The 26584-nt window shown below is 61.2% G+C and carries 26 protein-coding genes; 12 read left to right on the top strand and 14 right to left on the bottom strand.

The features are described 5' to 3' along the window. Window positions 1–25 precede the first annotated feature (25 nt). On the top strand, window positions 26–307 hold the full coding sequence (locus tag K3728_09300) for a hypothetical protein (GenBank protein UWQ97387.1): 282 nt from the start codon (window positions 26–28) through the stop codon (window positions 305–307). A gap of 51 nt (window positions 308–358) precedes the next feature. Here K3728_09300 and K3728_09295 read toward each other — a convergent pair whose 3' ends face one another. The 8 genes from K3728_09295 to K3728_09260 all read right to left on the bottom strand — a co-directional run bounded on the left by K3728_09295 (window position 359) and on the right by K3728_09260 (window position 7951). Next, window positions 359–868: a host attachment family protein gene (locus K3728_09295; protein ID UWQ97386.1), complete on the bottom strand. Its 510-nt coding sequence runs from the start codon at window positions 866–868 to the stop codon at window positions 359–361. Window position 869: 1 nt separating this feature from the next. Continuing rightward, window positions 870–1100, bottom strand: a complete 231-nt coding sequence (locus K3728_09290) for a hypothetical protein (GenBank protein ID UWQ97385.1) — start codon at window positions 1098–1100, stop codon at window positions 870–872. Window positions 1101–1231: 131 nt separating this feature from the next. Further along, on the bottom strand, window positions 1232–1831 hold the full coding sequence (locus tag K3728_09285) for a superoxide dismutase (GenBank protein UWQ97384.1): 600 nt from the start codon (window positions 1829–1831) through the stop codon (window positions 1232–1234). Window positions 1832–2034: 203 nt separating this feature from the next. Continuing rightward, window positions 2035–2598, bottom strand: coding sequence for a sarcosine oxidase subunit gamma (locus K3728_09280; protein UWQ97383.1), 564 nt, complete (start codon window positions 2596–2598; stop codon window positions 2035–2037). Next, the gene (locus K3728_09275; protein ID UWQ97382.1) at window positions 2591–5605 is read right to left on the bottom strand and encodes a sarcosine oxidase subunit alpha family protein; all 3015 of its coding nucleotides are present in this window, start codon (window positions 5603–5605) and stop codon (window positions 2591–2593) included. Before K3728_09275 ends, K3728_09280 begins: the two co-directional genes overlap by 8 nt. Then, the gene (locus K3728_09270) at window positions 5602–5925 is read right to left on the bottom strand and encodes a sarcosine oxidase subunit delta (protein UWQ97381.1); all 324 of its coding nucleotides are present in this window, start codon (window positions 5923–5925) and stop codon (window positions 5602–5604) included. The genes K3728_09275 and K3728_09270 overlap by 4 nt, the downstream gene beginning before the upstream one ends. Window positions 5926–5928: 3 nt before the next feature. Continuing rightward, the gene (locus K3728_09265) at window positions 5929–6663 is read right to left on the bottom strand and encodes a hypothetical protein (GenBank protein UWQ97380.1); all 735 of its coding nucleotides are present in this window, start codon (window positions 6661–6663) and stop codon (window positions 5929–5931) included. Between the two features lie 43 nt (window positions 6664–6706). Continuing rightward, window positions 6707–7951 carry a sarcosine oxidase subunit beta family protein gene (locus K3728_09260; protein UWQ97379.1) on the bottom strand — a complete coding sequence of 415 codons (1245 nt, stop codon included), beginning with the start codon at window positions 7949–7951 and terminating at the stop codon, window positions 6707–6709. A gap of 219 nt (window positions 7952–8170) precedes the next feature. On the opposite strand from K3728_09260, the gene ccmI reads away from it, so the two are divergent. Genes ccmI through K3728_09245 form a run of 3 tightly spaced genes read left to right on the top strand, consistent with a single transcriptional unit; the run spans window position 8171 to window position 10133 of the window. After that, complete coding sequence (gene ccmI, locus K3728_09255; protein UWQ97378.1) at window positions 8171–9409, top strand: c-type cytochrome biogenesis protein CcmI; 1239 nt, start codon at window positions 8171–8173, stop codon at window positions 9407–9409. Beyond that, window positions 9406–9891 carry a Holliday junction resolvase RuvX gene (ruvX, locus tag K3728_09250; protein UWQ97377.1) on the top strand — a complete coding sequence of 162 codons (486 nt, stop codon included), beginning with the start codon at window positions 9406–9408 and terminating at the stop codon, window positions 9889–9891. Before ccmI ends, ruvX begins: the two co-directional genes overlap by 4 nt. Next, window positions 9888–10133, top strand: coding sequence for a DUF1289 domain-containing protein (locus K3728_09245; GenBank protein ID UWQ97376.1), 246 nt, complete (start codon window positions 9888–9890; stop codon window positions 10131–10133). The genes ruvX and K3728_09245 overlap by 4 nt, the downstream gene beginning before the upstream one ends. Here K3728_09245 and K3728_09240 read toward each other — a convergent pair. Together K3728_09240 and K3728_09235 are read right to left on the bottom strand one after the other, a co-directional pair. Further along, complete coding sequence (locus K3728_09240; protein UWQ97375.1) at window positions 10130–10954, bottom strand: sulfite exporter TauE/SafE family protein; 825 nt, start codon at window positions 10952–10954, stop codon at window positions 10130–10132. The two genes, K3728_09245 and K3728_09240, sit on opposite strands and share 4 nt — an antisense overlap. A gap of 176 nt (window positions 10955–11130) precedes the next feature. Beyond that, window positions 11131–14532 (bottom strand): indolepyruvate ferredoxin oxidoreductase family protein, encoded by a 3402-nt coding sequence (locus K3728_09235; protein ID UWQ97374.1) that lies wholly within the window; start codon window positions 14530–14532, stop codon window positions 11131–11133. Window positions 14533–14727: 195 nt separating this feature from the next. On the opposite strand from K3728_09235, the gene K3728_09230 reads away from it, so the two are divergent. The 5 genes from K3728_09230 to grxD all read left to right on the top strand — a co-directional run bounded on the left by K3728_09230 (window position 14728) and on the right by grxD (window position 19430). Beyond that, window positions 14728–15642 (top strand): LysR family transcriptional regulator, encoded by a 915-nt coding sequence (locus K3728_09230; protein UWQ97373.1) that lies wholly within the window; start codon window positions 14728–14730, stop codon window positions 15640–15642. A 233-nt stretch (window positions 15643–15875) separates the two neighbouring features. Then, a complete protein-coding gene (locus K3728_09225) occupies window positions 15876–16352 on the top strand; it encodes a GNAT family N-acetyltransferase (GenBank protein ID UWQ97372.1) in 477 nt (158 codons plus the stop codon). 137 nt (window positions 16353–16489) lie between these two features. After that, the gene (gene purL / locus K3728_09220) at window positions 16490–18649 is read left to right on the top strand and encodes a phosphoribosylformylglycinamidine synthase subunit PurL (GenBank protein UWQ97371.1); all 2160 of its coding nucleotides are present in this window, start codon (window positions 16490–16492) and stop codon (window positions 18647–18649) included. Window positions 18650–18709: 60 nt separating this feature from the next. Further along, window positions 18710–18946 (top strand): BolA/IbaG family iron-sulfur metabolism protein, encoded by a 237-nt coding sequence (locus tag K3728_09215; GenBank protein ID UWQ97370.1) that lies wholly within the window; start codon window positions 18710–18712, stop codon window positions 18944–18946. Between the two features lie 124 nt (window positions 18947–19070). Continuing rightward, window positions 19071–19430 (top strand): Grx4 family monothiol glutaredoxin, encoded by a 360-nt coding sequence (grxD, locus tag K3728_09210; GenBank protein UWQ97369.1) that lies wholly within the window; start codon window positions 19071–19073, stop codon window positions 19428–19430. Between the two features lie 196 nt (window positions 19431–19626). On the opposite strand, the gene der is transcribed toward grxD, so the two are convergent. The 4 genes from der to K3728_09190 all read right to left on the bottom strand — a co-directional run bounded on the left by der (window position 19627) and on the right by K3728_09190 (window position 23406). Then, the gene (gene der, locus K3728_09205) at window positions 19627–21069 is read right to left on the bottom strand and encodes a ribosome biogenesis GTPase Der (GenBank protein ID UWQ97368.1); all 1443 of its coding nucleotides are present in this window, start codon (window positions 21067–21069) and stop codon (window positions 19627–19629) included. 81 nt (window positions 21070–21150) lie between these two features. Next, window positions 21151–21591: a YaiI/YqxD family protein gene (locus K3728_09200; GenBank protein ID UWQ97367.1), complete on the bottom strand. Its 441-nt coding sequence runs from the start codon at window positions 21589–21591 to the stop codon at window positions 21151–21153. Window positions 21592–21595: 4 nt separating this feature from the next. Continuing rightward, window positions 21596–22651, bottom strand: a complete 1056-nt coding sequence (locus K3728_09195) for a hypothetical protein (protein ID UWQ97366.1) — start codon at window positions 22649–22651, stop codon at window positions 21596–21598. Beyond that, a complete protein-coding gene (locus K3728_09190; protein UWQ97365.1) occupies window positions 22648–23406 on the bottom strand; it encodes an HpcH/HpaI aldolase/citrate lyase family protein in 759 nt (252 codons plus the stop codon). The genes K3728_09195 and K3728_09190 overlap by 4 nt, the downstream gene beginning before the upstream one ends. Window positions 23407–23669: 263 nt before the next feature. Here K3728_09190 and K3728_09185 point away from each other — a divergent pair, with 263 nt between their 5' ends. The 3 genes from K3728_09185 to K3728_09175 all read left to right on the top strand — a co-directional run bounded on the left by K3728_09185 (window position 23670) and on the right by K3728_09175 (window position 26584). After that, the gene (locus K3728_09185) at window positions 23670–24866 is read left to right on the top strand and encodes an ABC transporter substrate-binding protein (GenBank protein UWQ97364.1); all 1197 of its coding nucleotides are present in this window, start codon (window positions 23670–23672) and stop codon (window positions 24864–24866) included. A 99-nt stretch (window positions 24867–24965) separates the two neighbouring features. Then, the gene (locus K3728_09180; GenBank protein UWQ97363.1) at window positions 24966–25757 is read left to right on the top strand and encodes an ABC transporter ATP-binding protein; all 792 of its coding nucleotides are present in this window, start codon (window positions 24966–24968) and stop codon (window positions 25755–25757) included. Next, window positions 25754–26584, top strand: a complete 831-nt coding sequence (locus K3728_09175; GenBank protein ID UWQ97362.1) for an ABC transporter ATP-binding protein — start codon at window positions 25754–25756, stop codon at window positions 26582–26584. The genes K3728_09180 and K3728_09175 overlap by 4 nt, the downstream gene beginning before the upstream one ends.

The following is a 26584-nucleotide window of genomic DNA, read 5'->3' as shown; positions in this document are numbered from 1 at the left end:
AAATTGAGTTTTAGGGAGGGAAACCATGACCGATGAAGAAATGCTTCGGGCACTACACTCGGTAGGTTTTGCGGCATTTGTTGCGCATTTCGACATTTTCGACGGGCCGTTATCGAACGCCGACGCGACTGCGCGCTTGCAGGAACGTACCGCTTGGACCGCTGCCGGGTGCCGGACCCGCGTCAACCGCGCGCGCGCCGTGTTAGACGCCGGACGAAAGGCCGATGCCTATGATCTGATCGCGCGGTCGGAAAGAACCACCGATGCGGCACGCTCAAGGGCGCGGGCCTTGCTGGCCACCATATGAAAAGGCCCGCCGTTGAACGGGCGGGCCATTAATTCGGTTTAAATAGCACCGTTAGACTTTCGGCATCGTGGCGTCGGCGACGCGCTTGGTGATTTCATCCACGGGGTGGTTTGTCAGCGTCAAATCCGCCTCGGCCACAACCCGGTCGCTCACTTCTTTATGAAGCTCTTTGCGCAGCTCGCCCAGAATTTTGGGCGATGCACAGATGATCAGCCGTTCGAACCTGTTGCGATGCGCTTTGAGGTAAAGAATATCTGCCAAGTCACTGGCAAAGCGTTCCTTTTCCAGCCAGTGCCAATCCGTATCAGCCACGGCGGACCTGTGAACCGAGGGACCGTCGTTGAAACGCCCCGGATGGTCTGTGCCCTGCTCTCGAGTAGGCGGATTGTCTTGCTCTTCCTCGCGGAAGACCACCAAATTCGGGTCCTCGGCATCTGTAATATTGTGCAGGAACAGCGCCTTTTCACCATCCGCCACCAGAACCCAAGTTCCATGGGTGAGCGGCGAACGATTGTGCGTGACCTGATCAACGTCAGTCTGTTTCAGTGAAGCCTGTGCCATGTCACTTGTTCCTTTCACCCAGATTATCGGTTCCGGGCCGGTCCTCGTCGGATTTGGTAACGCGTGTCGCCCCGGCGGAGGCATTGGTGAAATGACGCAACTCGTCCTTGGTGCCCGTTTTCCGGGCCAGGTTGCCGCCATTGCGGCCTGCAAATGCGGGGGCGTCTGGGGTATCCCCCAACAGCTCCTTCGTTTCGCTTCTGCCGTCTTTCGATCTGTGACGCTCAGCCATGGAATCTCCTCCTCGGTTTAGTTTCACTCAAGGATTCAACGCCTGACCCGCGATTCAGTTCCAGCAACGGCCATAGCAAAAGGCCCGCCGTTTGACGGGCGGGCCTTCAAAAAAGATGCTTTCGCCGCAATTTACATGCGCGAGGCGACGTTTTCCCAGTTGACCAGGTTGTCGAGGAAGTTGGTCAGGTAGGCAGGGCGTTTGTTGCGGAAGTCGATATAGTAGGAATGTTCCCACACGTCGCAACCAAGCAGAGCCGTTTGGCCGAAGCACAATGGGTTAACGCCGTTTTCCGTCTTGGTCACAGCCAAGGAGCCGTCCGCGTTCTTTACCAGCCAGCACCAGCCGGAGCCGAACTGACCCGCACCCGCAGCGGAGAACCGGGACTTGAACTCATCAACCGAGCCAAAGCTCTCGTTCAGCGCGCTTTCCAGCTCGGAAGGCATGGAAGAAGCGCCCGGCCCCATCATTTCCCAGAACTGGTTGTGGTTCCACAACTGGCTGATGTTGTTGAAGATTCCGCTCTGCGCCACAGCGTTGGCGTCGTAGGTGCCGGTGATGATCTCTTCGAGGGATTTGCCCTCCCACTCGGTGCCCGCAATCGCCGCGTTGCCGTTGGTGACATAGGCGTTGTGGTGCAGGTCGTGGTGGTATTCCAGCGTTTCAGCCGACATGCCGTGGGCAGCAAGCGCGTCGTGGGCGTAGGGAAGGTCTGGAAGTTGAAAGGCCATGGTTGGTCCCCCTGTTAGGTTGCAATTCACTACGGCACAGATGGAGGGAGCAGCCCCCCGCCGTCAAGGGGCGCTGCCGTATCGATCGACAAAATCACCCCCGCGCCTTGAGCAAAACCTCAAAGCTCTTGCAGGTCTACGCGCGGGTTGGGCCATAGTTCCATCGCCCTTGGCTCGCGACACGGGAAAGTAACGAGCGCGGCTCAGTAATAGCCCACTTCGCTGCCTTCCGCCGACGCGTTGGACAGCAAATCAAAGGCATATTGCGCGACCGAGCGGAAGCAGATCACGGAAGCATGGGTTTGATCGTTCATCCAGAACGCCGCCGGAACCTGTGCCAGCCGCGACCTGCGCATTTCGCCGTATTTCAGTATGCCGAGGTCTGCGGGCGTCAGCTTTCCCAACACTTCGCGCACTTCGGCTGCTTCAACGGTGAAAACTGCCCGCGCGTCTGAAACGTTGACGGCAAGATGATGGGCGCCCCCCATGTCTTTCGCCAAGCTGGCCACGACCTTGTCCGCGTCTTCATGTTTGCACATGATCAACACCTCATCCGGGGCCATCCACGCCACGCTTACTGGATCGCGCCCCGTATTGATCGCGCGTTGCGTCGGCAGGTCCAGCCCGACAGCCGCCTTCACCGCCGCCGCAGTTTTGGGCGCGGACAGATCGGCCCGCAGGGTGACCATGCCCAAAAGGCCCATTTCCCGGATATGGGCAAAACCGGTATGTGCGGCTCCTTGCAACGCGCTGACAGAGTTAGACATTTTGCTTGCTCCCCTCGGGATCAAAGAACACCGGGCTGACGATCCTTGCCGCCACGGTCGAGCCGTCCACCTTGTTGAAATTCACCACCTCGCCCATGCGTTCCGGCCCTTTCAGAACCAGCCCCATGGCGATGCCTCGGTCCAAGGTTGGCGAATAATAGGTGGAGGTCACGCGCCCCTCTACATTGGCCTGCCCGTTGGCGTTCTTGCCCTCGGCCACCGCATAAGCACCATCGGGCAGGACGGATTTATCCAGCGTTTCCAAGCCCACCAATTTCCAACGGTTGGGATCGGTCATATAGGTCCGCTGTTGGCCACGCTTCCCAAGGAAATCCTCTTTCTTCTTGGAGATCGCCCAGTTGAGGCCCAGATCCTGCGGGATCACGGTGCCGTCGGTCTCGTCCCCGATCATGATGAAGCCCTTCTCGGCCCGCATCACGTGAAGCGCCTCGGTGCCGTAGGGGGTGGCGTTGAACTCTGCGCCCGCGGCGTGAAGCGCCTTCCAGAAGGCGGCGCCTTGGCTGGCGGGAACGGCAATTTCATAGGAAAGCTCGCCCGAGAACGAGATGCGGAAAACGCGCACGGTGAAGCCGCCAATCTGCCCCTCGGCCATGCCCATGAACGGCAATGCCTCGGCCGAAAGGTCAAAATCCGCACCCATCTTCTGCAACAGCTTGCGCGCGTTCGGACCTACCACAGCCACCTGCGCCCATTGCTCGGTCACATTGGCGGTGTAGACGTTCCAGTCCCACCACTCGCATTGCAGCCAATCCTCCATATGGGCGTGGACGTGATCGGCCCCGCCCGAGGTTGTGTGACACAGGAACGTATCCTCATCCAGCCGCACGACCACGCCGTCATCCATCAGGAAGCCGTTTTCAGAACACATCAGCCCATAGCGGCACTTACCCGGTTTCAGATTGCTCATCATATTGGTGTAGAGCATGTCCATCAGCTTACCCGCGTCCGGCCCCTTCACGATGATCTTGCCAAGGGTGGAGGCATCCAGCAGGCCGAGCGAGGTGCGGGTAGCGGTGATTTCACGGTTCACCGCAGCGGCGTGGTCTTCGCCGTTACGCGGGAAACAATAGGGTCTGCGCCAACCACCGACGGGCTCCATGTAGGCGCCCTGCTCTTCGTGCCAATCATGCATGGGGGTGCGGCGCAGGGGTTGGAAGATCTCGCCACGCGCTTCGCCCGCAATAGCGCCCATGGAAATGGGGGTGTAGGGCGGACGGAAGGTCGTGGTGCCGACGCGGGGGATTTCTTCGTTCAACGCATCAGCAAGCACGGCGAGACCATTGATATTGCTGAGTTTCCCCTGGTCCGTGGCCATGCCGAGGGTGGTGTAGCGCTTGGTATGTTCGACGCTCTCGTAGCCTTCGCGGGCGGCCAGTTGCACGTCCGAGACCTTCACATCATTCTGGAAATCGAGCCACATCTTAGAGCGTTTCTTGTAGCCCGCGCCGTGGGGCATGACCCATACCGGGGCCAACGGCTCCTCGCTGACGCTCCTCGCCGCGCTGCCCCCTTGGGAGGATTTTCCAAATGTTTGCAGCACGTTGCCAGTGTTAGTTAACGCATTCTCCAGCGTCGCATCCGCCCTTAACGCGCCATCGGCGCTGCCGACGCAGGTCACGAAACCTTCGCCGTTTTGGTTCAACGGGGGCCGCGCGGGATCGGGGCGGAAGAAGGCGTTCTCGGCGTCCCACGTCAGCTTGCCGCCGCAGTGGGACCAAAGGTGCACCACCGGAGACCAGCCTCCCGACATCGCCACAGCATCGCAAGAAATTTCCTCTGTCACCAAGCCGTCGCCGTCCTGAGCGCACAAAGCGACAGAGACCACGCCGCGCAGGCCTTTGACCTTGGCAATACCCGTGTTGACTTTAACATTAACCCCTAAAGCGCGGACTTTATTGGGCAAATCCCCACCCACAACGGCGCGTGCATCGACCACACAGGCAACGGACAACCCGGCCTCTACCTGCGCAATCGCCGTGCGATAGCCATCGTCGTTATTGGTCACCACCACGATCCGCTGCCCCACGGCCACGCCGTAGTTCACTAGATAATCGCGCACACTGGACGCCAGCATGACGCCCGGCTTGTCGTTACCCGCAAAGCTAAGGGGCCGCTCCAACGCGCCGGTAGCCGAGATGATCTGATCCGCCCGAATGCGCCATAGACGATGGCGCGGGCCACCTTCGCCGGGGGTGTGATCTCGCAATCGCTCATAGCCCAGAACATATCCGTGGTCGTAGACGCCCGAGACCATGGAGCGCAGGCGCAGCGTTACATTTTCAAGGGTTTCAAGCTCTTGCACCGTGTTCTTCACCCACTCCTCGGCAGGCAAGCCATCCACTTCAACCCCATCCACCGGCGCACGGCCGCCCCAATGGGCGGTTTGCTCCATCAACAGCACCTTCACCCCGGCGCGGCCCGCCAGAAGCGCGGCTTGCAGCCCGGCGATGCCGCCGCCGGCGATCACCAGATCGCTGTGGGCATAGAAATGTTCATAGGTATCGGGGTCGCGGGTTTCCGGGTCCGGCGCTTTGCCGAGGCCTGCGGATTGGCGGATGAACGGCTCAAACACATGTTTCCACGCGGCGCGGGGGAACAAGAACGTTTTGTAGTAAAAACCGGCTGGAAGGAAGCGAGAGACGAGGCCGTTCAGCTCCCCCACGTCGAATTCCAGCGAAGGCCAGTGGTTCTGCGACGTGGCGCTAAGATCGTCAAACAACTCGGTCGTGGTGGCGCGTTGGTTCGGCTCGTGGCGGTGGCCTTGGCCCAGATTAACCAGTGCGTTAGGTTCCTCTGCGCCGCTGGTCATGATGCCGCGCGGGCGGTGGTATTTGAACGAACGGCCCACCAGTCTCTGCCCATTGGCCAGCAGCGCCGAGGCCAGCGTATCGCCCTTATGGCCGCGCATTTTCTTTCCGTTAAAGGTGAACGTGACCTCAGCGCTGCGGTCGATCAGGCGGCCTTGGGTTTCTAGACGGTTGCTCATTGGGGGAAGCTCCAACCGGGGCGTTTGCTTTGAATTTTGGCGATCAGATCAGCAGGCGGCGCAAGAGTCTGGGCGGCATAGGTGCCGAAGACCTCCAGCGTGGCGGTATCACGGGCGGCAAGGAACCACTTGCCGCAACCCGCCGCATGGCGCCACCGTTCAAAATGCACGCCCTTGGTGTTGGGGCGCATGAACATATATTCCTCGAACTGGTCATCGGAGGAACCGGGCCCGAAGCGCTTCAGATGCGCTTCACCGCCCGGGGTAAGCTCGGTTTCGCAGGCGGCCACGCCGCAGACAGGACAGGTGAGGGTCAGCATCGGCTACGGCTCCTCTGAAGGGTGAGAGGTCAGGGGCAAGGGCTCGATCGCGTCGAGCACAAAGGCCACGTCGTCAAAGAGTTGCGGGTCGGGCGTGCCCTCGTATTTATCAAGGGTCGTGCCCCAATGGTGCTCGGCATAGACCGGCCCCGGCCCGTCATAGCGCGGGCCCTTCTTGTGCTGCGGCACAAAGAAATAGGCGGGCCAGATACGCAGGTCTTTGATCTCTGCACGGTACTTCTCAAGGAAATTGCGCAGGAACAGATTACCGACGCTGATCCACGGCTGCCGCGCGGTTTGCGGCGCATCGGCGTAGGTTGCGTGGATCTCATCCACGGTCAGGGCCAGCGTCGTGGTGCCGGGGGCCGAGGCCAAATAGGGCGTCAGTTTGGAGCGTCGTTTGGGGTGGGTCTCGTAGCAGGTGTAGGTGCAAGGCTCGGTGAACAATTCATCACAGGGGCGCAGGGCTTCGAAATCCGAACCGGGCAGAAAGCCGCCTTGCTCAAACAGAATCTCGTAACGCATCAGATCAGCGACGCCTTCAAAATGGCGCTTGCGGAAGTAATGGGCCATCAGGCGCTGGTTTCGCCAGCGGCGGCCAGTCAGATAGACATTGTCGTACAGGGTGTAGGCCCAATCGGGGTGCAGATCGCGCCACGATTGCATCCAGCGCTTGGGCGCCGGACGGTCCCCGATCCAGATATGGCCGAGGCGCTTGGGGATGGCGACCGCGCTCATCGGCGCGCCCTACCCTTCGCAAATGATATGTGCATCAGTGCGATCAATGGGCCACGCCCGCCGCAACGCTTTCGTCGATAAAACGCCCCTCGCGGAAACGTTCCATCCCGAATTCAGCGGTCAGGGGCGAATGGCCCTTGGCGATCAACTCTGCAAAGCCCCAGCCAGAACCGGGGATAGCCTTGAAGCCGCCCGTGCCCCAGCCGCAGTTCATGAACATCCCCTCCACCGGCGTCTTCGACAGGATAGGAGAGCGGTCGCCCGTCACATCCACGATCCCGCCCCACTGCCGCAGCATCTTCAGGCGCGACAACATCGGGAAGGTTTCAATCAGTGACCGCACGGTTTCCTCCACATGGTGGAACGACCCGCGTTGGGTGTAATTGTTGTGCCCGTCGGTGCCGCCGCCGATCACCATCTCGCCCTTGTCGGACTGGGACAGGTAGCCGTGCACCGTGTTGGCCATCACGACCACATCCATGCAAGGCTTGATCGGCTCGGACACCAGCGCCTGAAGCGCCACGGATTCCATCGGCAACCGGAACCCCGCCATTTCGGCCAGCACGCTTGAGTGCCCCGCCACAACGCCGCCGAGCTTCTTGCAGCCAATAAACCCTTGAGAGGTCTCCACCCCCGCAACCGCGCCGCCCTCAACCCGGACGCCTGTCACCTCCGTCTGCTGGATGATGTCCATCCCCATGTCCGAGCACGCCCGCGCATAGCCCCAAGCCACCGCATCGTGGCGTGCCGTACCGCCGCGCGGCTGCCAGAGGCCGCCCAACACGGGGTAACGAGGTCCGTCGATGTTCATGATCGGCACGAGCTTCTTCACTTCATGCTTGTCGATGAAGCGCGTCTCTACCCCCTGCAGGGCATTGGCCTGCGCCGTGCGCAGATAACCGCGCACCTCATGGTGGGTCTGGGCCAGCATAATCACGCCACGGGGGCTGAACATAACGTTGTAGTTCAGGTCCTGGCTCAATGTTTCATAGAGCGACCGGGCCTTTTCGTAAATCGCGGCAGACGGATCTTGCAGGTAGTTGGACCGGATAATCGTTGTATTGCGCCCGGTGTTGCCGCCGCCAAGCCAGCCTTTCTCGATCACCGCGACATTGGTGATGCCGAAGTTCTTGCCAAGGTAATAGGCCGTCGCCAAGCCGTGGCCGCCCGCGCCCACGATCACCACATCATAAGCGGCCTTGGGCTTGGGCGAACGCCAGGCACGCTCCCACCCGGCGTGGTGGCGAAAGGCTTCTTTGGCGATGGCAAAGGCGGAATATTTACGCATGGACGGGCTCCGGGTCTGATACTTTGCTTTTGGGCTGCCTTGGAAAAAAGAGGATACTCAGCGCGACATGAAAGGATCAATTTGCGACCCCCTGCCATGTTGTCGCGGCTTCCATGGCGTTTGGCCAAGGGTCTTATCGCGATTGTGACAGTTCGGCGTCTTTCGCTCCTGCCGGATGCGGCCTATGTCGGGGGTAAGTCACGAAAAGGGACCGCGGACATGGCGTTTTGGATTGCAGCGGGCTTCATCAGCTTGGGGGTGGCGGCCATCGTCTTTTTGGCCGCGCGACGCCCTGCGCAGGTGCAATCCCCCACCGCCGCCTATGACCTGAAGATCTACCGCGACCAGTTGACCGAATTGGACCGTGATCTGGCCCGTGGCACCCTGTCCGAGGATGAAGCCACCCGCGCCCGCACCGAAGTCAGCCGTCGCATTCTGGACGCGGACCGCGCGTTGCAGGACGCAGGCGCCGGGACACGCGAAGGCGGGCTTGGCACCGTCCCAATTGTCGGCGGCTTAGTCGCCGTGGTCGCAGGCGCCGGGCTGCTCTACGCGGAAATCGGCGCGCCGGGCTACCCTGACATGCCCCTGCAACCGCGCATCGCGATGATCGAACAGGCCCGCGAGAACCGCCCCTCCCAGACCGCTGCCGAACAACAGGCCCCCACAGCGCCGCTCCCCGACGCAGACCCCGACCGCGTGGCGCTGGTCACTCAATTGCGCCAGGTCATGGCCGAGCGCCCCGATGACGCCCAAGGCATGACCCTTCTGGCCGCGAACGAGGCGATGTTGGGCAATTTCACCGCCGCCCATACCGCCCAAACTCAATTGATCGCGCTTCTGGGCGACGAGGCCACGGGCCGTCACTACATTGATCTGGCCGAGATGATGATCTTCGCCGCCGGCGGCTATGTTTCCCCCGAGGCCGAGCAAGCCCTGCGCCAAGGGCTGGCGCTGGAACCCAGTGACGGCACCGGCCGCTACTACGCCGGAGAGATGTACGCCCAACAAGGTCGCCCCGATCTGGCCCTGCCGATCTGGTCCTCTCTTCTGGCCAATTCACGGCCTCAGGCCCCCTGGGTGCGCCCGATCCGGCAACAGATAGAGGCCGTGGCCTTTGCCGCTGGCGTCGATCTGGACCCTGCCCTTTTGGCCCCTGCTCCGGCCTCTAGCGGCCCGACTGCCAATGACATCGCCGCCATGGAAGACCTCTCGCCCGAGGATCAGCAAGCGATGATCGCCTCGATGGTTGAAAGCCTTGCGACGCGCTTGGGAACCGAGGGCGGCCCGCCAGAAGATTGGGCCCGCCTTATCACTGCCTACGGCGTCTTGGGCCGGGTGAACGCGGCGCAAATCGTCCATGACGACGCGCAAGTGACCTTCGCCGACGCGCCCGAGGCGCTGGCAATGATCGACGCCGCGTTCCGCGCAGCCATGGCCCGGATCGGTTCCGAATGATTTACCCCGAGCTTGCTGACCTCGCCCCGCTCTTGCCGCCGATGCGCGGGCTCATGGGCCTTGATCTGGGAACCAAGACCATCGGCGTCGCGCTTTCCGATCGCCTGCTAACCTCCGCCAGCGCCCTGGAAACCGTGAAACGCAAAAAGTTCGGCGTGGATGCCGATGCCTTGGCAGTGCTGATCGCCAAGCACGAGGTGTGCGGCATCGTTCTGGGCCTGCCCCGCAACATGGACGGATCTGAAGGCCCAAGGGCGCAGGCCACCCGCGCGTTTGCCCTCAACCTGTCTCGCCGCCCCGATTTTGCCGATCTGCCAATCACCTTCTGGGATGAACGCCTGAGCACAGTGGCCGCTGAACGCGCCTTGATCGAGGCGGATACGACCCGCAAGCGTCGCTCTGAGGTGATCGACGCCGTGGCTGCCAGCTATATCCTGCAAGGGGCGCTGGATCGCATGCGTCACCTGAGGGCCGGGATATGAGCGACAAGGTATGGAAACGCGACGAGGTGCAATCGCCCTGCGTCAATATCTGCGTGATCCACCGCGAGGCGCGGCTTTGCACCGGCTGCCTGCGCACCATCGACGAAATCACCCAATGGAGCCGCCTTACCGATGAGGCTCGCGCCGAAGTAATCGCCGCCCTACCCGCGCGTCAGTCCAAACTCTCGGTGCGCCGGGGCGGCCGTGCCGCCCGACTGGCCAGAGACGCCGGGACGTCCTAGAACCCAAGCGCCTTGCGCAGCATGTTCAAGGCCATCACCATGATGAAAACCGCAAACACCCGCTTAAGGGGCTTGGGGTCCATCGCATGGGCCAGCTTTACGCCCAAAGGCGCGGTGATCAGCGTCATAGCCACGACCGCCACGAAGGCCACGATGTTGACCTGCCCAACGGTGAACGGTGGACGCCCCGCTGCCTCTCCGGGTGTCAGCAGAAAGCCAATAACCGCAGGCACCGCGATAATCACCCCAAAGCCCGCCGCCGTGGCCACCGCCCGGTGGATTGGCACACCGTAAAGCGTCATCATCGGCACCCCGAACGACCCGCCACCGATCCCCATCAGCACAGACAAAAACCCAATGATCGGCGATGTCGCAATCGTCCCCGCCCGGCCCGGCATCTGCGCGCCCAAGCGCCACTCGGCCCGGCCAAACGCCATATACAGCCCGACCGCCAACCCAAGCACACCGAAGATCGCCATCAGAACCTCGTTGCGCAGCCCGCTGGCCGCCACAACGCCCAATGCGGCCCCCACAACAATGCCGGGGCCCCATGCTTTCAGAATGTCCCAATCCACCGCGCCGCGCTTGTGATGGCCCATGACCGAACGCACCGATGTCACCACGATTGTCGCCAATGACGTCGCCAAACAAATCTGCATCAACCCATCGGGACCATAGCCAAGCCCCTCAAACGCGAAGAAGAACGCTGGCACCAGCACGATGCCGCCGCCAACCCCCAAAAGGCCCGCGATCACACCGGCCAAAGCACCAATCGCCAGGATCAGCGCCAACATTGGCAAAAATTCAGCAAGTTCCGGCATGGGCCCTCCAGATTCTCTTCCAACCGCGCCTACCCCACAGGGCTGAGGGAGAAAACCCCCTCTTGCCCTTCACCTTTTCAAAAATATCGCTGCACAACACTTGCCCCGCGGACCACCCCCTCGACCAAAACGCCCGCAAAACAGCTGCGAGGAGGCCTTGGCCGAGGAGTAGCCGCCTATTCCGCCGCGCGCGCGTGACCGCCCGTGCCTGAGAGCACCATCAGCAACTCTTCTCGCCGCTTCCCGGCCTTCTCGGCGTTCTTTTCTTTCACCGGACCAAATCCGCGAATTGACAAAGGCAACTCTGCCAAGGCCACCAGCGCATCCATCTTGGCCGCGCTCGCCTTGGGCAACCACTCCGCCATATCCGCCTGATATTGCTTGATAAGCTGCCGCTCCATCCGGCGCTCCGCGGCATAGCCGAACACATCCAACGGCGTGCCGCGCAGACCCTTCATCTTCGCCAACACCTTGTAGACGCCGCCGACCCAAGGGCCGAAGTTGCGCTTCTTTGGCCTGCCAGTGCTATCGCGCCCCGGCAACATCGGCGGGGCCAGATGATAGGTGATCTTGAAATTCCCCGTCAGGGTTTCGCGGGCCTTGGCTTCTGTTTCCAGATGCAGACGGGCCACCTCGTATTCATCCTTATAGGCCAATAGCTTATGGTAGCCCTTCGCCACGGCCTCCTTCAGGCGACGGTCCTCTACGGTATCCACCAATTTGCGGAACCGCTTGGCCAGGCGCTTATTCTGATAGGCCACCAGATGGGTCTCACGGTAGCTGATCTTTTCTTCCAGCGTCTTCGGCAAAGCCACCACATTGGGCGCAATCAGCCCCTGCACTTGATTGGGGTTCACAGCCGCCCAACGGCCCATCTCGAAGGCTTGTTTATTGGCCTCCACCGCCGCGCCATTCATGGTAATCGCGGTCATGATCGCATCATGGCTCAACGGAACAATCCCCGCCTGCCACGCCGCGCCGAAGGTCATCATGTTCGAGAAGATCGAATCCCCCAACAAAACCCGTGCCAGTTCCGTGGCATCAAACAACACCAGCTTTTCGCGCAGGCGTGCCTGAAGGGCGACCTCCAGGTCTTTGCCGGGAATGGTGAATTCGGTGTTCAGGGTGAAGTCTCCGGTGGTGATCTCGTGGCTGTTTACCACCGCCCCCGTCCGGCCCGTTTTCATCTGAGCCAATGTCTTGGCCCCGCCCGTTACCACCAGATCGCCGCCAATCACGGCATCGGCTTCTCCGGCCCCGACGCGAATGGCCGAGATATCCTCGGGCCGATTGGCCAGCCGCAGGTGGATCGCCACAGCGCCGCCCTTCTGGGCCAGCCCCGCCATCTCGATCATGCCCACGCCTTTACCGTCCAGTTGCGCGGCCTGCGCCATCACAGCCCCGATGGTCACAACGCCCGTTCCCCCCACGCCGGTCACCAGCATATTGTGAGTGCCGTCGATCTCGGGCAGCACCGGATCAGGCAGCCCAGTCAAATCGACCGAGGCCGAGGCCTCCTTGCGGATCGCCGCCCCTTCCAGGGTCACAAACGACGGGCAGAAGCCATTCACACAGGAGAAGTCCTTGTTGCAGGTCGATTGGTCAATCGCCCGTTTCCGGCCCAGTTCCGTTTCCACCGGCACGATAGAGACGCAGTTCGATTGCACTCCGCAATCGCCGCAGCCCTCGCAAACATCGGTATTGATGAACACGCGCTTGTCGATATCGGGGAAGGTGCCCCGCTTGCGGCGGCGGCGTTTTTCGGCGGCGCAGGTCTGCACATAGATGATCGCCGACACGCCCTTGTGGTGGCGGAAGTCCTCCTGCACCTTCATCAGATCGGCCCGCTCGAACCGGGCCAAGCCCTTGGGGAACGCCGCGAAGTCAATCTCTTCCTTGGCGTCGTAGACCAGCGCGATGTTTTCCACGCCCATGGCCTTGATCTCATGGGCGATGCGGGCCGGGTCCAGATCGCCCTCATTATCCTGCCCACCGGTCATGGCGACGGCGTCGTTGAACAGGATCTTGTAGGTGATGTTGGTGCCCGCCGCCAAAGCCGCCCGGATCGCCAATACGCCCGAGTGGTTGTAGGTGCCTTCACCGAGGTTCTGGAACATATGTTCACGGGTCGAGAACAGGCTTTCGCCCAACCAATTCACCCCTTCGCCGCCCATATGGGTATAGGCTTCGGTCTCTCGGTCCATCCACTTGGCCATGAAGTGGCAGCCAATCCCTGCCCCCGCACGGGAGCCTTCTGGCACTCTGGTCGAGGAGTTGTGCGGACAACCCGAGCAGAACCAAGGCGTCCGCTTCGCCAAATCCGGCGCGTTGGACGCGCGTCGCGCGTCCTCTACCGTCGCCATGCCGGCCCGCACGCGGTCCGTGGCGCAGCCTTCGTCGATCAGGATTTCGCCCAGTTTCACAGCGATATCTGCCGGGTCCAGCGCGAAATGGGTGGGGAACAGCGTGTTGCCCTTGCCATCCTTGTAGCCATAAACGCGGCGACCCCGGCGGTCGTCGAAAATCGCCTCTTTCACCTGCACTTCGATCAGCTTGCGCTTTTCCTCGATCACCACAATCAGGTCGAGCCCATCGGCCCAATCATGGAACCCGCGCATATCAAGCGGCCAGACTTGGCCGACCTTATAGGTGGTGATCCCCATCGCCTCGGCAGCTTCCTCGTCGATCCCCAACGCCTCCATCGAGGATATCAGATCGAGCCAGTTTTTACCGGCGGCCACAAAGCCAATCTTGGCCCCCGCGCGTCCGTGGACCCGCTTGTCGATCTTGTTGGCATGGGCAAAGGCCTCGGCCGCGTGGCGTTTGTGCTCCAGAAGCCGTTCTTCTTGCGGAATCCAATGGTCCCCAAGGCGAATGTTCAACCCACCCTCGGGCATATCGAAGTCAGGCTCTACAAACTGCATCCGCTCGGGCCGGCCATCGACCACGGCTGTGGCCTCGACATTGTCTTTAACGCACTTCAGTCCCACCCAGACGCCCGCATAGCGGCTAAGAGCGTAAGCATAGATGCCGTAGTCCAGAATTTCCTGCACGCCCGCAGGGTTCAGGACGGGCATATGCACGTCCACCATCGCCCAATCGGATTGGTGACACACGGTCGAACTTTCGCCGATATGGTCATCGCCCATCGCCATGATGACGCCGCCATGCTTCGAGGTGCCCGCCATATTGGCGTGGCGCATCACGTCGCCGGTACGGTCCACGCCGGGGCCTTTGCCGTACCACAGGCCAAAGACACCGTCGAACTTACCTTCGCCGCGCAGCTCTGCGGTTTGCGCGCCCCAATGGGCGGTGGCGGCAAGGTCTTCGTTCAGGCCGGGCTTGAAGGTAACATCGTTGGCGGTCAGCACCTTTTCCGACCGCGTCATTTGCAGGTCCACCCCGCCCACGGGGGAGCCGCGATAGCCGCTGACGAAACCCGCCGTGTTCAACCCGGCGGCCCGGTCGCGTTCCTTCTGCATCAGCATCAGGCGCACCATCGCCTGGGTGCCGTTCAGCAATACCTGAGACTTCGACAGATCAAATTTGTCGTTAAGCGAGACTTGTTGCACTCCCATAGGGACCTCCCGTGCGCCAAACGAGCGTTTTTTAGGCTCGATATAATGTCTGGGTCCCTTATAGGTCATAAAGACTGACCTGTCCACTGTTGTGAATCCGCCATTAACTCAAGTTCAACTATGTTTCTCTAGAATTTTCGTTGCGCCTGAAGCATAGCGACCTACGTTAGCGCAAACCAAAAAAGGCCGGGAAATATGGACTGGGATAAACTACGCATCTTTCATGCGGTTGCTTCTGCGGGGTCGCTGACCCATGCGGGCGATACGTTGCACCTGTCTCAATCCGCCGTATCGCGCCAGATCCGCGCCTTGGAAGAAGGGTTGGACACGACCCTGTTTCACCGCCACGCCCGCGGCCTGATCCTGACCGAACAGGGGGAGCTTCTTTATGATGCGACCCGGCACATGACCAAGCGCCTCGATGCGGCCTCGGCCCGCATTCGTGACAGTGAAGAGGAAGTGTTTGGCGAATTGCGCGTCACAACCACGATCGGTTTCGGCTCTTTGTGGCTGGCCCCGCGCCTGCCCGCCTTGTACGAGAAATATCCCGATCTGAAGATCGACCTGATGCTGGAAGAACGTCTGCTCGACCTGCCCATGCGCGAGGCGGACGTTGCCATTCGGATGAAGGAACCCTCGCAAGCGGATTTGATCCGCCGCCGTTTGATGACGATCAATATGCGCCTTTATGCGACACCTTCTTATATCGAGACCCATGGAATGCCGGCCAGCATTCGGGATTTGGGAACGCACCGTCTGATTTCTCAAAACGCCTCTGCGGCTCAGGTGAGTGCTGGTGCAATTTTGGTGCGCGAATTGATGAGCTATGATGTAGGATCAACGCTGTCTGTGAATAACTACTTCGGGGTTTTGCAGGCGGTGATCCACAACTTGGGCATCGGCGTTCTGCCCGACTATCTGACCCAGGATTTCCCCGACCTCGTGCGCGTCCTGCCCGAGGTAGAATCAGCCGAAGTTCCAGTGTTTCTCGCGTATCCCGAAGAATTGCGCCAATCGCGCCGGATCGAGGTGTTCCGTGACTTCGTCAGTGAAGAGGTCATCGCCTACCGTCGCCGCCAGAGAGAGGCCGAAGCTTCGCCAGTTGCGTAAAATCTATGCAAAGGGTCGCATTTGGATGTGTGCTATGCGCCACAGGCATAGCGGGTTTGCGCCCAAAATCCTCAGTTTGCCTTGATTGCAGGCACTTTGATTAATAAAACATTATTTATTGGAGACGCCGCCTAGCGGTCCTCCAATACCTCCCTGTTGGACTTCGGCCGAGATTCGTCTCGGCCTTTTTTTTGGCCTATACTCAATGGCTAAAATCCCGAGGTGACACGTCCATGACAAGACCATCAATTCAGCTCAATTCCCACGACAGTCCCGCGTCCGAGGCGGTGTATGATCTTTTGAACGCCTGCTTCGCGCCCATGGCCGCCCGGATTGATCCGCCCTCCTCTCTCACCTCGATGAGCTTGGCAGATGTGGCGCAGAAAATGGCGGATGAGGATTTCTTCTGCATCTGTAATGAGGCGCAGCCCGTAGCATGCCTGTTTGGCCATGCCGAGGGGGCCGCCTACGAGGTGGGCAAGATCGCCGTGGACCCGAGCCAGCGCAAACAGGGGCTGGCGCGCGCCTTGGTTGATGCCGCCGCCGCCCATGCCCACGCCAAGGGCTTTGCCACGCTGCAACTTTATGCGCGTGTGCAACTGGTGGAAAACCACGCCGTCTACACCGCCATGGGCTTCACCCAATCGGGCACCTTTACCCACCCCGGTTTTGACGCGCCCACCGCATTGATCTTCCAGCGCGCCCTTTGATGCGCCCCTCCCAGTGCGTCAAAGGCACAACCGCCCGTGCGACATGGTGTGAGGCTTCCCCCCCGCGCCTAGGGCGCTTATAGAACCCTCAGAATATGGGCCTTGGGGCCTGAACTGCGCAAATCTGGGGAATATGCATGACCGATCCTGCCATCACACCCGATGTGATCGCCGCCCACGGCTTTACCGACGACGAATACGCCGAGGTAAACAACATTCTCGGACGCGCGCCGAATTATACCGAGATGGGCATTTTCTCGGCCATGTGGAACGAGCATTGTTCCTATAAGTCTTCGAAGAAATGGTTGCGCACCCTGCCGACCGAGGGCCCGCAAGTTGTTTGCGGCCCCGGCGAAAACGCGGGCATCGTGGACATTGGCGACGGTCAATGTGTTGTTTTCAAGATGGAAAGCCACAACCACCCCTCTTATATTGAACCCTACCAAGGCGCGGCGACGGGTGTGGGCGGTATCCTGCGCGATGTCTTCACCATGGGCGCGCGCCCCATTGCGGCGATGAACGCGCTGTCGTTTGGCGAGACGTCACATCCTAAGACGCGGCAGTTGGTGCACGGCGTGGTGGAAGGCGTGGGCGGCTACGGCAATTGCTTTGGCGTGCCAACGGTCGGCGGCGAGGTGCGTTTCCACGCGGCCTATAACGGCAACTGCCTTGTGAACGCCTTCGCGGCGGGCTTGGCGGACACCGACAAGATTTTCTACTCCGCCGCTTCTGGCGTGGGGATGCCCGTTGTCTATCTGGGCGCGAAGACGGGCCGCGACGGCGTGGGCGGGGCGACGATGGCCTCGGCCGAGTTCGATGACACCATCGAAGAAAAGCGCCCCACCGTCCAAGTGGGTGATCCCTTCACCGAGAAACGCCTGATGGAAGCCACGCTGGAGCTGATGGCGACCGGCGCCGTGATCTCGATTCAGGACATGGGTGCGGCGGGCCTGACCTGTTCCGCCGTGGAAATGGGTGACAAGGGCGGCCTTGGGGTGCGCCTGAACCTTGAGAATGTGCCGCAGCGCGAAGAAGCGATGACGGCCTATGAAATGATGCTGTCGGAATCCCAGGAGCGGATGCTGATGGTGCTGAAGCCCGAGTTGGAAGCCGAGGCCCGCGCGGTGTTCGAGAAATGGGACCTCGACTTCGCCATCGTCGGAGAGACGATTGCAGAGGACCGCTTCCTAATCATGCACAACGGCGAAGTCAAAGCCGATCTGCCGCTGTCCAAGCTGGCCTCCACCGCGCCGGAATACGACCGCCCCTGGGTGCCGACAGAGCCCGCGCCCGAGATGGACCCCGTGCCCGAAGTGGACCCCATCGACGCGCTGCGCGCGTTGTTGTCCTCGCCCAACTATTGCTCGCGCCAATGGGTGTATCAGCAGTATGACCATCAGGTGATGGGCGACACGGTCTTGTCTCCGGGCTTGGGAGCTGGCGTTGTGCGGGTTCACGGGACCGACAAGGCGTTGGCCTTCACCTCGGACGTGACACCGCGCTATGTGAAGGCCAACCCTGTTGAGGGCGGCAAACAGGCGGTGGCGGAAGCCTATCGGAACCTGACTGCCGTTGGGGCCAAGCCCTTGGCCACGACCGATAACATGAACTTCGGCAACCCCGAGAAGCCCGAGATCATGGGCCAGTTTGTGGGGGCCATTCAGGGTATCGGCGCGGCCTGCTTGGCGCTGGATACGCCGATCGTGTCGGGCAACGTGTCTTTGTATAATGAGACCGACGGCACGGGCATTCTGCCCACACCCACGATCGGGGCCGTGGGCCTCCTCGATCATATTCATGATCTCATCGCAGGTGTCGCCCGCGAAGGGCATTTGCTGATGCTGGTGGGGGAAACCGAAGGGCATCTGGGGCAATCCGCCCTGCTGGCCGAAGTGTTCAACCGCGAAGATGGCGACGCCCCGCACGTTGATCTGGAGGCCGAAAAGCGTAACGGCGATTTCATCCGCGACAACCGGGAATGGATCGGCGCATGCACCGACCTGTCCGATGGCGGTCTGGCTGTGGCAGCCTTTGAGATTGCCCATGCGGCAGAATGTGGCGTGACGCTGGATGTGGCCGACACGGCGACATTGTTTGGCGAAGATCAGGCCCGCTATCTAATCTCCACCTCCTTCGACAAGGCGGAGGCGCTGATGGTGGCAGCAGGTCAGGCGGGCGTGCCGCTGTCTACTGTGGGCAAAGTCGGCGGAGATTTGGTGCGGATCAGCACTTCGGAAGCGCCTTTGGCCGAATTGTCCGAGGCCTATATGGGCACCTTTGCCCAAACCTTTGCGTGACATGGTTGCGGCGGGGCCAGCCCCGCCCTACATTTTATTCCGACAACCAAGGATTTGATCATGCCGATGCAAGCCCCTGAAATCGAAGCGCTCCTGCGTGAGACTTTTCCCGATGCCAAGATTGAAGTCTCGGGCAATGACGGCGTTCATATGGCCGCAATGGTCGTGGACGAGAGCTTTCGCGGCAAGAACCGCGTCCAGCAACAACGCGCTGTTTATGCAGCACTAAAGGGCAAAATGGACGGTGCGGCGGGCGAATTGCACGCGCTGGCCCTGACGACCAAGGCGCCGGAGTGATGCGCCGCCTGAACACGGCGATTGCGATTGCTGCGTTCGGACCGTTTGCCCTGTTTCTCCGCTCTGTGCGGACCCATCTTTTTCGCGCACGGCCCCGTGCCGATGACCAAAGGACTAGAATGCTATGACCGCAGAAACTCAGATCAAAGAGACGATCACCACGAACGATGTGGTTTTGTTCATGAAAGGCACCAAAGAGATGCCGCAATGCGGGTTCTCGTCCCGCGTGGCTGGCGTGCTGAATTACATGGGCGTGGATTTTGCCGACGTGAACGTGCTGGCCGATGAGGGGCTGCGCCAAGGGATCAAGGATTTCTCGGACTGGCCTACGATCCCTCAGCTCTACGTGAAGGGTGAGTTCGTGGGGGGCTGCGATATCATCACCGAGATGACGCTGTCGGGCGAGTTGGACACGTTGTTTGCCGAGAACGGCGTTGGCTACGACAAGGATGCGGCGGATAAGATCCGCGAAGCGAACGCCTGATTTGGGTCGCCCGTGCGATGTGCGGGCGAAACCATTTTGGGGCGCGGCCCAAGTGGCACTGTCCGGGGACTCTGCCCGTTGGAAAATAGTTCGGGGGCTCTGCCCGAGTGACGTTGTTCGGGGGCTCTGCCCCCGGGACCCCCGGAGTTGTATGGCCAAGATGAAGGAGGGAGCGCCCCGAGTGGGGGGGCGGGGGTTAATCCTTCTTCTTTGTCAGGCCTTTTTTGACGTGTTTGTTAAGCCGCGAGGGGATGGACTTCTTGCGGTTTTTGTACGGGTTATCATCCGCTTGGCTCCGCATGTAGAGGCGGATCGGCGTGCCGGGCATGTTGAAGTCTTCGCGCAGGCCGTTGACCAGGTAGCGTGAGTAGGCCTCGGGCAGCAGTTGCGGGTGAGAGCACATGACCACGAAGCCCGGGGGCCGGGTTTTCACTTGGGTCATGTAGCGCAGTTTGATCCGGCGACCGCCCGGTGCGGGCGGCGGATGCGCCTCGATCATGGCGGAGAGCCATTGGTTCAGGCGCGCGGTGGAGATGCGGGTGTTCCACGTCTCGTGAATTTCCATGATCGCGGCGTGGAGTTTATCGAGGCCCTTGCCGGTTTTGGCAGAGACCGTCACCAGAGGGGCACCGCGCAGTTGCGGTAGCAGTTTTTCGAACCCGACCCGCAGGTCTTTGAGCTTTTGCTGCTTCTCAGGCTCCAGGTCCCATTTGTTCACGGCCACGACCACGGCGCGGCCTTCGCGTTCTGCCAAGTCGGCGATGCGCAGGTCCTGGCTTTCGAACGGGATCGCGGCATCGAGGAGGACCACGACGACCTCGGCGAATTTGACCGCACGAAGCCCGTCGGAGACCGAGAGTTTCTCCAGTTTTTCCTGAACCTTGGCGCGTTTTCGCATACCGGCCGTGTCGAAGATCCGCATGGGCACGTTGTCCCATTCGAATGGCAGGCCGATGGCATCGCGGGTGATCCCGGCCTCGGGTCCGGTCAGGAGGCGATCTTCGCCAATGATCTGGTTGATCAGCGTGGACTTGCCCGCATTGGGGCGGCCGACGACCGCGATTTGTAGCGGTTTGGTGGCGGTGATAACGCGGTCTTCGCCTTCCACATCCACATCGGTTTCGGCTTCTTCCGTTTCCTCCATCCCCTCGATCAGGGGGCGCAGGACGGCGGCGAGGTCGGCCATGCCTTCGCCGTGTTCGGCGGAAAGCGCCAGAGGTTCGCCAAGACCCAGAGAGAACGCGTCCAGAAGGCCCGACTGGCCGGCGTTGCCTTCTGCTTTGTTGGCGGCCAGCACCACGGGGCGGCCGGATTTGCGCAGGATATCGGCAAAGACCAGATCGTTGGCGGTCACGCCCGCGCGCGCGTCCATCACAAACAGCGTCGCGTCGGCCATGGCCACAGCACGTTCCGTCAGGCGGCGCATGCGCCCTTCAAGGCTGTCGTCGTTGGCGTCTTCAAGTCCCGCCGTGTCGATGATCGTGAACCGCAAGTCCGCCAGACGCGCCGCACCTTCGCGCAGGTCACGGGTCACGCCGGGTTGGTCATCGACCAGCGCCAGCTTCCGGCCCACGAGCCGGTTGAACAGCGTGGATTTGCCGACATTGGGTCGGCCAACAATGGCGAGAGTGAAGGACATGAGAGCCACCTTAAACAGAAGAGGCGCACCTACGCTTCTTTTGCAGCTATTTCAAGCGGTCTCCGGCACCGCAACGCGGGGTTACAGCTTGCGCAGGGCGGTTTCCAGCGCATTGGAAAACGCGGATCGGTCCGCTTTGGAAAACGGTTTCTGCCCGCCGATGGCCTGCCCCTCTAGTCCCGCACGCAAATCGGCCATGATCGCACGGGTCGCGACCTGCGCCCCGATGGAGTTGGCGGTAAACGCCTCTCCCTTATGGTTAAGTACCACGGCCCCTTCGCTCAGGCAGCGTTCGGCCAGAAGGATATCAGCCGTTATCACCAGACTGCCCTGCCCCGCGCCTTCGGCGATCACGTCATCGGCGGCGTCAAAGGCATCGCCCGCCATCACCATGGTAATCAGCGGATGCTCGGGGTGGCGCAGGTAGCCGCCCGCCACCAGTTTTACGGGGATATTGTGGCGGTAGGCGCATTTATACACCTCTTCCTTTACCGGGCAGGCATCGCCATCAATCCAGATCATGCGGTCAGTCAAAGTGATCCTCCGGGAACGGAATAGCGAGGGAACTGCCCCCGGCTTCGGTCAATTGCAAATGGCCGCCTTCCAGCGTGACCTTTGTCAGTTCGGACCAGCCGGGAGGGCGCGGCAGAGACACCATGGCGTGGCGGATCACATGGCGCGGCCCCAGGCTCAGGCAGGTGGGAACGCCCATGGCCGTCAGGCGGTTGTCGGTGCAGGCGGCTGCCAGCCCCTCTCCACCCATGGCGCAACCATCCTCGATACCCAGAACACCCGTATGGCGGCTGTTCCAAGGCGGGAAGTCGCGCGCGCCGTTGGAGATCCATAGCATCGTGATCGGTAAGACCTGTGCGTCTTTCAGAACGATCACCATGTCGTCTTCCGCATTGCGCATCACGCAGGTCCAGCCGAGCGTTGCGCCGCGGGCCTCGACCAATGTGCAGAAATCCTCCACCACGTGGCCGGCGGGATAGGTGCCGGGGTTCCACTGGCTGCCATCCTCGGCGTCCAAATCCAGATCGCCACGCAACTGGTTCAGCGCCCAGAGGTTCGCGCCTTCGTGCTGCGCTGTGGGGTCGGTCAGGGCGGCGCGTTTGGGGCTGAAGGACAGCCGCCCGCCCTCCGTCATGCGGGTCATGGGATGATGGGCAAAGGTCACGTCACCGCTGCCGCCGTCCACCACATGGGTGGTCAGCAACGACGCACCGACAAGGCGCACCTCTTTGGTGACATGGGCCCCCAGAACCCCGGTGCTGAGTGCAAACCGGGCCGTTGCCGCATCGTGAGCGACCAATTCCCAAGGGTCGTTGGCGGTGGGGCCGTGGATTGGCCCGCCATGGACGTCGTCACGCCCGAACGGCATACACAGGAAATCGCCCGCCAGTCGTTTATCGACCAGCGCCACGTTGGTGTCGTCTTGGACCTCAGGCTCATCGCGCCAAGGGGCCACATGCAACGGCACCCGGCCCGACACTTGCCAATGGGGGATGTTGCCGACGCGCGGGTCAATCAGCGCCTCGGCATCACCGTGCGCGATGCGGATCATGTCTTGCGCCGTGTTCATTGGGCGGCCAAACCCGCAAGGCCCGTTTGCAACACGCCCGCATCGCCGCCGCAGCCAAGGAAGGTCACGCCCGCTTTGATCACGCGGGCCTCCATCTCGGCACCGCTGACGATGATGCCCGCCGCCTTTCCGCCGCCCCGAATAGTGGCGATGGCGCCCTCGATGGTTTCCCATAGCTCGGGATTGGCCAAATCATCGCGAAAGCCCAGGTCGGCCCCCAAATCGGCAGGGCCGATGAACACGCCGTCAACGCCCTCTACCGCGGTGATCGCCTCTAGATTATCCAGCGCGGCGCGGCTTTCGGCTTGGACGATGATGCAAATCTGGTCATTGGCCGTGGCGGGGTAGCCTGACGTTGCGCCAAAGCGCCCGGCACGGGCCACCATCGCCCCCATGCCGCGCGTCCCCTCGGGCGGGTAGCGGCAGGCGCGGACGACGGCTTGCGCCTCTTCCACTGAGTTCACCATGGGCACCACCAAGGTCTGTACCCCCAGATCAAGTGCCTGTTTGATAATCCATTCCTCAGCCACCGGCACCCTGACAACGGCAGGGGTTGGCGTGGCGGCAAGGGCAATAAGCTGCGCGCGGATGGCCGCAGGGTCCCAGGGGCCGTGCTCTCCATCGATCAGGCACCAGTCAAAGCCTGCGTTCCCTGCCATCTCCGCTGTTACCATGCCGGGCAGGTTCAACCACAGGCCCCGCTGCATTTTGCCTTCAGAAAGGGCAGCTTTGATCGGGTTTGGATCGGCGGGCATAGGCAGAGTTCCTTTCGGGCGAGCGGGCGTGTCGAGCCCCCCAAGGGGGCATTGCGCGCAGTCGATCAAATCCGTCCCCCCGGCGCAAGACCACATGACGAATGCCGATACCTCAACCTGCCCCAAATCACCCGCAGAGCGTTCTAAACCCTAGCGAAACTGGTCCCGATATGGACCCCCGATTACCCCCTTTCCCTTTTAAACAACCGCGGCTAGAGTTCCCGCCATCAAGGGCAAAAATGCCCAGATCAGGGAGTAAAGTAATGAAAAAGTTTTTGCTGGCATCCGCCGCATCCATGGCGCTGACAGGCGTTGCAATTGCTGACGGCCACCAAGGCGACGTGACCCTTGGCGTGATCCTCGGCTTCACCGGTCCGATTGAATCGATCACACCTGCAATGGGCGACGGCGCGGAACTGGCGATGGCCGAAGTCACCGCCTCTGGCGCATTGTTCGGCGGCGCGTCCGTCACGTCTGTACGTGCAGACAGCACCTGCGTTGACAGCTCTGCCGCGCAAGCCGCTGCCGAGCGTCTGATCACATCCGATGGCGTGCACGGCATCGTCGGCGCCGATTGCTCAGGCGTGACCGGCTCCATCCTTGCCAACGTCGCCCTGCCAAACGGCATGGTCATGGTCTCGCCTTCCGCGACATCCCCCGGCCTTTCCACGGCTGAAGACAACGGCTTGTTCTTCCGCACCGCGCCGTCCGACGCCCGCCAAGGTGTTGTGATGGCTGAAATCATCATGGAGCGTGGCATCGACACCGTTGCCCTGACCTACACCAACAACGACTACGGCCAAGGTCTGGCCGACGCGTTCTCGGCCGCGTTTGAAGAAGCGGGCGGCACCGTGACGCTTTCCGCCGCCCACGAAGATGGCCGCGCGGATTACTCCGCTGAAGTTGGCGCTTTGGCGTCCGCCGGCGGCGACGCACTTGTTGTTGCAGGCTATGTGGACCAAGGCGGCTCTGGCGTGATTCAGGCGGCACTGGACACCGGCGCGTTTGATACCTTCGTCTTCCCAGACGGCATGGTTTCGCAAGCACTGGTCGACAACTTCGGCTCTGACATCGACGGCTCTTTCGGTCAGAACCCCGGCACCGACTCTGAAGGCGCTGGCATCTACCAAGCGATGGCTGAAGAAGCGGGCTTTGACGGGTCTTCGCCCTTCTCCGCGGAATCCTATGACGCCGCCGCTTTGATCATGCTCGCCATGGCTGCCGCTGACTCCCGCAACGCCGCCGACTACATGGGCGAGATCATGAACGTCGCCAACGCACCGGGCACCGAGATCCTGCCCGGCCAGCTTGGCATGGCGCTTGAGATGATCGCCAACGGTGAAGACGTGGACTACGTCGGTGCCTCGGCCGTGGACCTCATCGGTGGCGGCGAATCCGCTGGCAACTACCGTGAGATCGAGATCGTTGATGGTGAGCTGACGGTCGCTGGCTACCGTTAATTGATCTACCATTGATATAGGGGCGGCCCGGTTTACACGACCGGGCTGCTCTTTTTCTGATTTAAGGGCTGTCTTGGCTGGCAGCTCGGAAGGACGCCCATGATCGAAGTCCACGACCTTCACAAACATTTCGGCGGTTTCCATGCCGTGGATGGCGCAAGCCTGCGGATCGAAACCGGCTCTATCACCGGACTTATCGGCCCCAACGGCGCGGGTAAGACGACGCTGTTCAACGTCATCGCGGGTGTTCTACCGCCGACCTCGGGGCGCGTCGTGATGGATGGCGAAGACATCACCGGCCTGCCGCCCCATCAGTTGTTTAGCAAAGGGCTGTTGCGCACGTTCCAAATTGCCCACGAATTCTCGACCATGACTTGCCGCGAAAATCTGATGATGGTCCCCGAGGGCCAATCGGGCGAGACGCTTTGGAACACATGGTTTGGCCGCAAACGCATTGCCGATGAAGAACGCGCCCTGCGCGCCAAAGCCGATGAAGTGTTGGAATTTCTGACGGTTGAGCATTTGGCCGAGCAACCAGCGGGCCAGATTTCGGGCGGGCAAAAGAAGCTGCTGGAACTGGGCCGCACCATGATGGTGGACGCCAAGATCGTGTTTCTGGACGAGGTCGGCGCAGGCGTAAACCGCACGCTGCTAAACACCATTGGCGACGCGATCATCCGCCTCAACCAAGAACGCAACTACACCTTCTGCGTGATTGAACACGACATGGATTTCATCGGCCGCCTCTGCGATCCGGTGATCTGTATGGCTGAAGGCAAAGTGCTGGCCGAAGGGACGCTGGACGAGATCAAAGCCAATGACGCCGTGATCGAGGCCTATCTGGGCACCGGCCTGAAGAACAAAGACCAGCTCGAAGGGGCGGACGCATGAGCGCTGATCCATACCAGAACGATCGCGGCAACAAAGACCGCTCCATCACCAAAGCCGCGCCGCCCTCCATGGGCGATCCGATCCGCAAAAGCGGCAAGCCTGTTGCTGTGGACGGGGAACATCCCTTCCTGATTGGTGAAGCAATGACAGGGGGTTACGGCCAAGGGCCCGACATTTTGCACGATTGCACCATCGCCGTGAACCCCGGCGAGATTGCGGTAATCGTGGGGCCAAACGGGGCCGGTAAATCCACCGGAATGAAAGCCGTTTTCGGCATGTTGAACCTGCGCCAAGGCCGCGTTTTGCTGGACGGGCAGGACATCAGCACCCTTAGCCCGCAAGCGCGCGTTGCGGCGGGGATGGGCTTTGTGCCGCAAACCTCGAACATCTTCACCTCGATGACGGTGGAAGAAAACCTTGAGATGGGCGCGTTCATCCGCCGCGACGATTTCCGCCAGACAATGGAGCAGGTCTACGACCTTTTCCCGATCCTGCGTGAAAAGCGCAACCAAGCCGCAGGAGAGCTTTCGGGCGGCCAACGTCAGCAGGTGGCCGTGGGCCGCGCGTTGATGACAAAGCCCAAGGTTCTGATGCTGGATGAGCCGACCGCTGGCGTTTCCCCCATTGTGATGGACGAGTTGTTTGACCGCATTATCGAGGTCTCACGCACCGGCATTCCGATATTGATGGTGGAACAGAACGCCCGCCAAGCCCTTGAGATTGCTGACAAAGGGTATGTTCTTGTGCAGGGCCGCAATGCGTTCACCGGAACGGGTAAGGAACTGCTTGCCGATCCGGAGGTGCGCAAAAGCTTCCTTGGGGGCTAG

The organism is Rhodobacteraceae bacterium M385, assembly GCA_025141835.1.
Classification (GTDB): Bacteria; Pseudomonadota; Alphaproteobacteria; order Rhodobacterales; family Rhodobacteraceae; genus Gymnodinialimonas.
Note: the sequence above shows the minus strand (reverse complement) of the source record. Positions and strands in the feature narration are given on the sequence as shown.

Coding starts and splice junctions, on each gene's coding strand:
- K3728_09280 (UWQ97383.1), bottom strand. CDS start 2,598: ATGTCTAACTCTGTCAGCGCGTTGCAAGGAGCCGCACATACCGGTTTT.
- K3728_09290 (UWQ97385.1), bottom strand. CDS start 1,100: ATGGCTGAGCGTCACAGATCGAAAGACGGCAGAAGCGAAACGAAGGAG.
- ruvX (UWQ97377.1), top strand. CDS start 9,406: ATGATTTACCCCGAGCTTGCTGACCTCGCCCCGCTCTTGCCGCCGATG.
- K3728_09265 (UWQ97380.1), bottom strand. CDS start 6,663: ATGAGCGCGGTCGCCATCCCCAAGCGCCTCGGCCATATCTGGATCGGG.
- K3728_09180 (UWQ97363.1), top strand. CDS start 24,966: ATGATCGAAGTCCACGACCTTCACAAACATTTCGGCGGTTTCCATGCC.
- K3728_09260 (UWQ97379.1), bottom strand. CDS start 7,951: ATGCGTAAATATTCCGCCTTTGCCATCGCCAAAGAAGCCTTTCGCCAC.
- K3728_09240 (UWQ97375.1), bottom strand. CDS start 10,954: ATGCCGGAACTTGCTGAATTTTTGCCAATGTTGGCGCTGATCCTGGCG.
- ccmI (UWQ97378.1), top strand. CDS start 8,171: ATGGCGTTTTGGATTGCAGCGGGCTTCATCAGCTTGGGGGTGGCGGCC.
- K3728_09195 (UWQ97366.1), bottom strand. CDS start 22,651: ATGAACACGGCGCAAGACATGATCCGCATCGCGCACGGTGATGCCGAG.
- K3728_09275 (UWQ97382.1), bottom strand. CDS start 5,605: ATGAGCAACCGTCTAGAAACCCAAGGCCGCCTGATCGACCGCAGCGCT.
- K3728_09215 (UWQ97370.1), top strand. CDS start 18,710: ATGCCGATGCAAGCCCCTGAAATCGAAGCGCTCCTGCGTGAGACTTTT.
- K3728_09225 (UWQ97372.1), top strand. CDS start 15,876: ATGACAAGACCATCAATTCAGCTCAATTCCCACGACAGTCCCGCGTCC.
- K3728_09285 (UWQ97384.1), bottom strand. CDS start 1,831: ATGGCCTTTCAACTTCCAGACCTTCCCTACGCCCACGACGCGCTTGCT.
- K3728_09190 (UWQ97365.1), bottom strand. CDS start 23,406: ATGCCCGCCGATCCAAACCCGATCAAAGCTGCCCTTTCTGAAGGCAAA.
- K3728_09175 (UWQ97362.1), top strand. CDS start 25,754: ATGAGCGCTGATCCATACCAGAACGATCGCGGCAACAAAGACCGCTCC.
- K3728_09295 (UWQ97386.1), bottom strand. CDS start 868: ATGGCACAGGCTTCACTGAAACAGACTGACGTTGATCAGGTCACGCAC.
- K3728_09245 (UWQ97376.1), top strand. CDS start 9,888: ATGAGCGACAAGGTATGGAAACGCGACGAGGTGCAATCGCCCTGCGTC.
- K3728_09230 (UWQ97373.1), top strand. CDS start 14,728: ATGGACTGGGATAAACTACGCATCTTTCATGCGGTTGCTTCTGCGGGG.
- K3728_09270 (UWQ97381.1), bottom strand. CDS start 5,925: ATGCTGACCCTCACCTGTCCTGTCTGCGGCGTGGCCGCCTGCGAAACC.
- K3728_09185 (UWQ97364.1), top strand. CDS start 23,670: ATGAAAAAGTTTTTGCTGGCATCCGCCGCATCCATGGCGCTGACAGGC.
- der (UWQ97368.1), bottom strand. CDS start 21,069: ATGTCCTTCACTCTCGCCATTGTTGGCCGACCCAATGTCGGCAAATCC.
- K3728_09235 (UWQ97374.1), bottom strand. CDS start 14,532: ATGGGAGTGCAACAAGTCTCGCTTAACGACAAATTTGATCTGTCGAAG.
- grxD (UWQ97369.1), top strand. CDS start 19,071: ATGACCGCAGAAACTCAGATCAAAGAGACGATCACCACGAACGATGTG.
- purL (UWQ97371.1), top strand. CDS start 16,490: ATGACCGATCCTGCCATCACACCCGATGTGATCGCCGCCCACGGCTTT.
- K3728_09200 (UWQ97367.1), bottom strand. CDS start 21,591: ATGATCTGGATTGATGGCGATGCCTGCCCGGTAAAGGAAGAGGTGTAT.
- K3728_09300 (UWQ97387.1), top strand. CDS start 26: ATGACCGATGAAGAAATGCTTCGGGCACTACACTCGGTAGGTTTTGCG.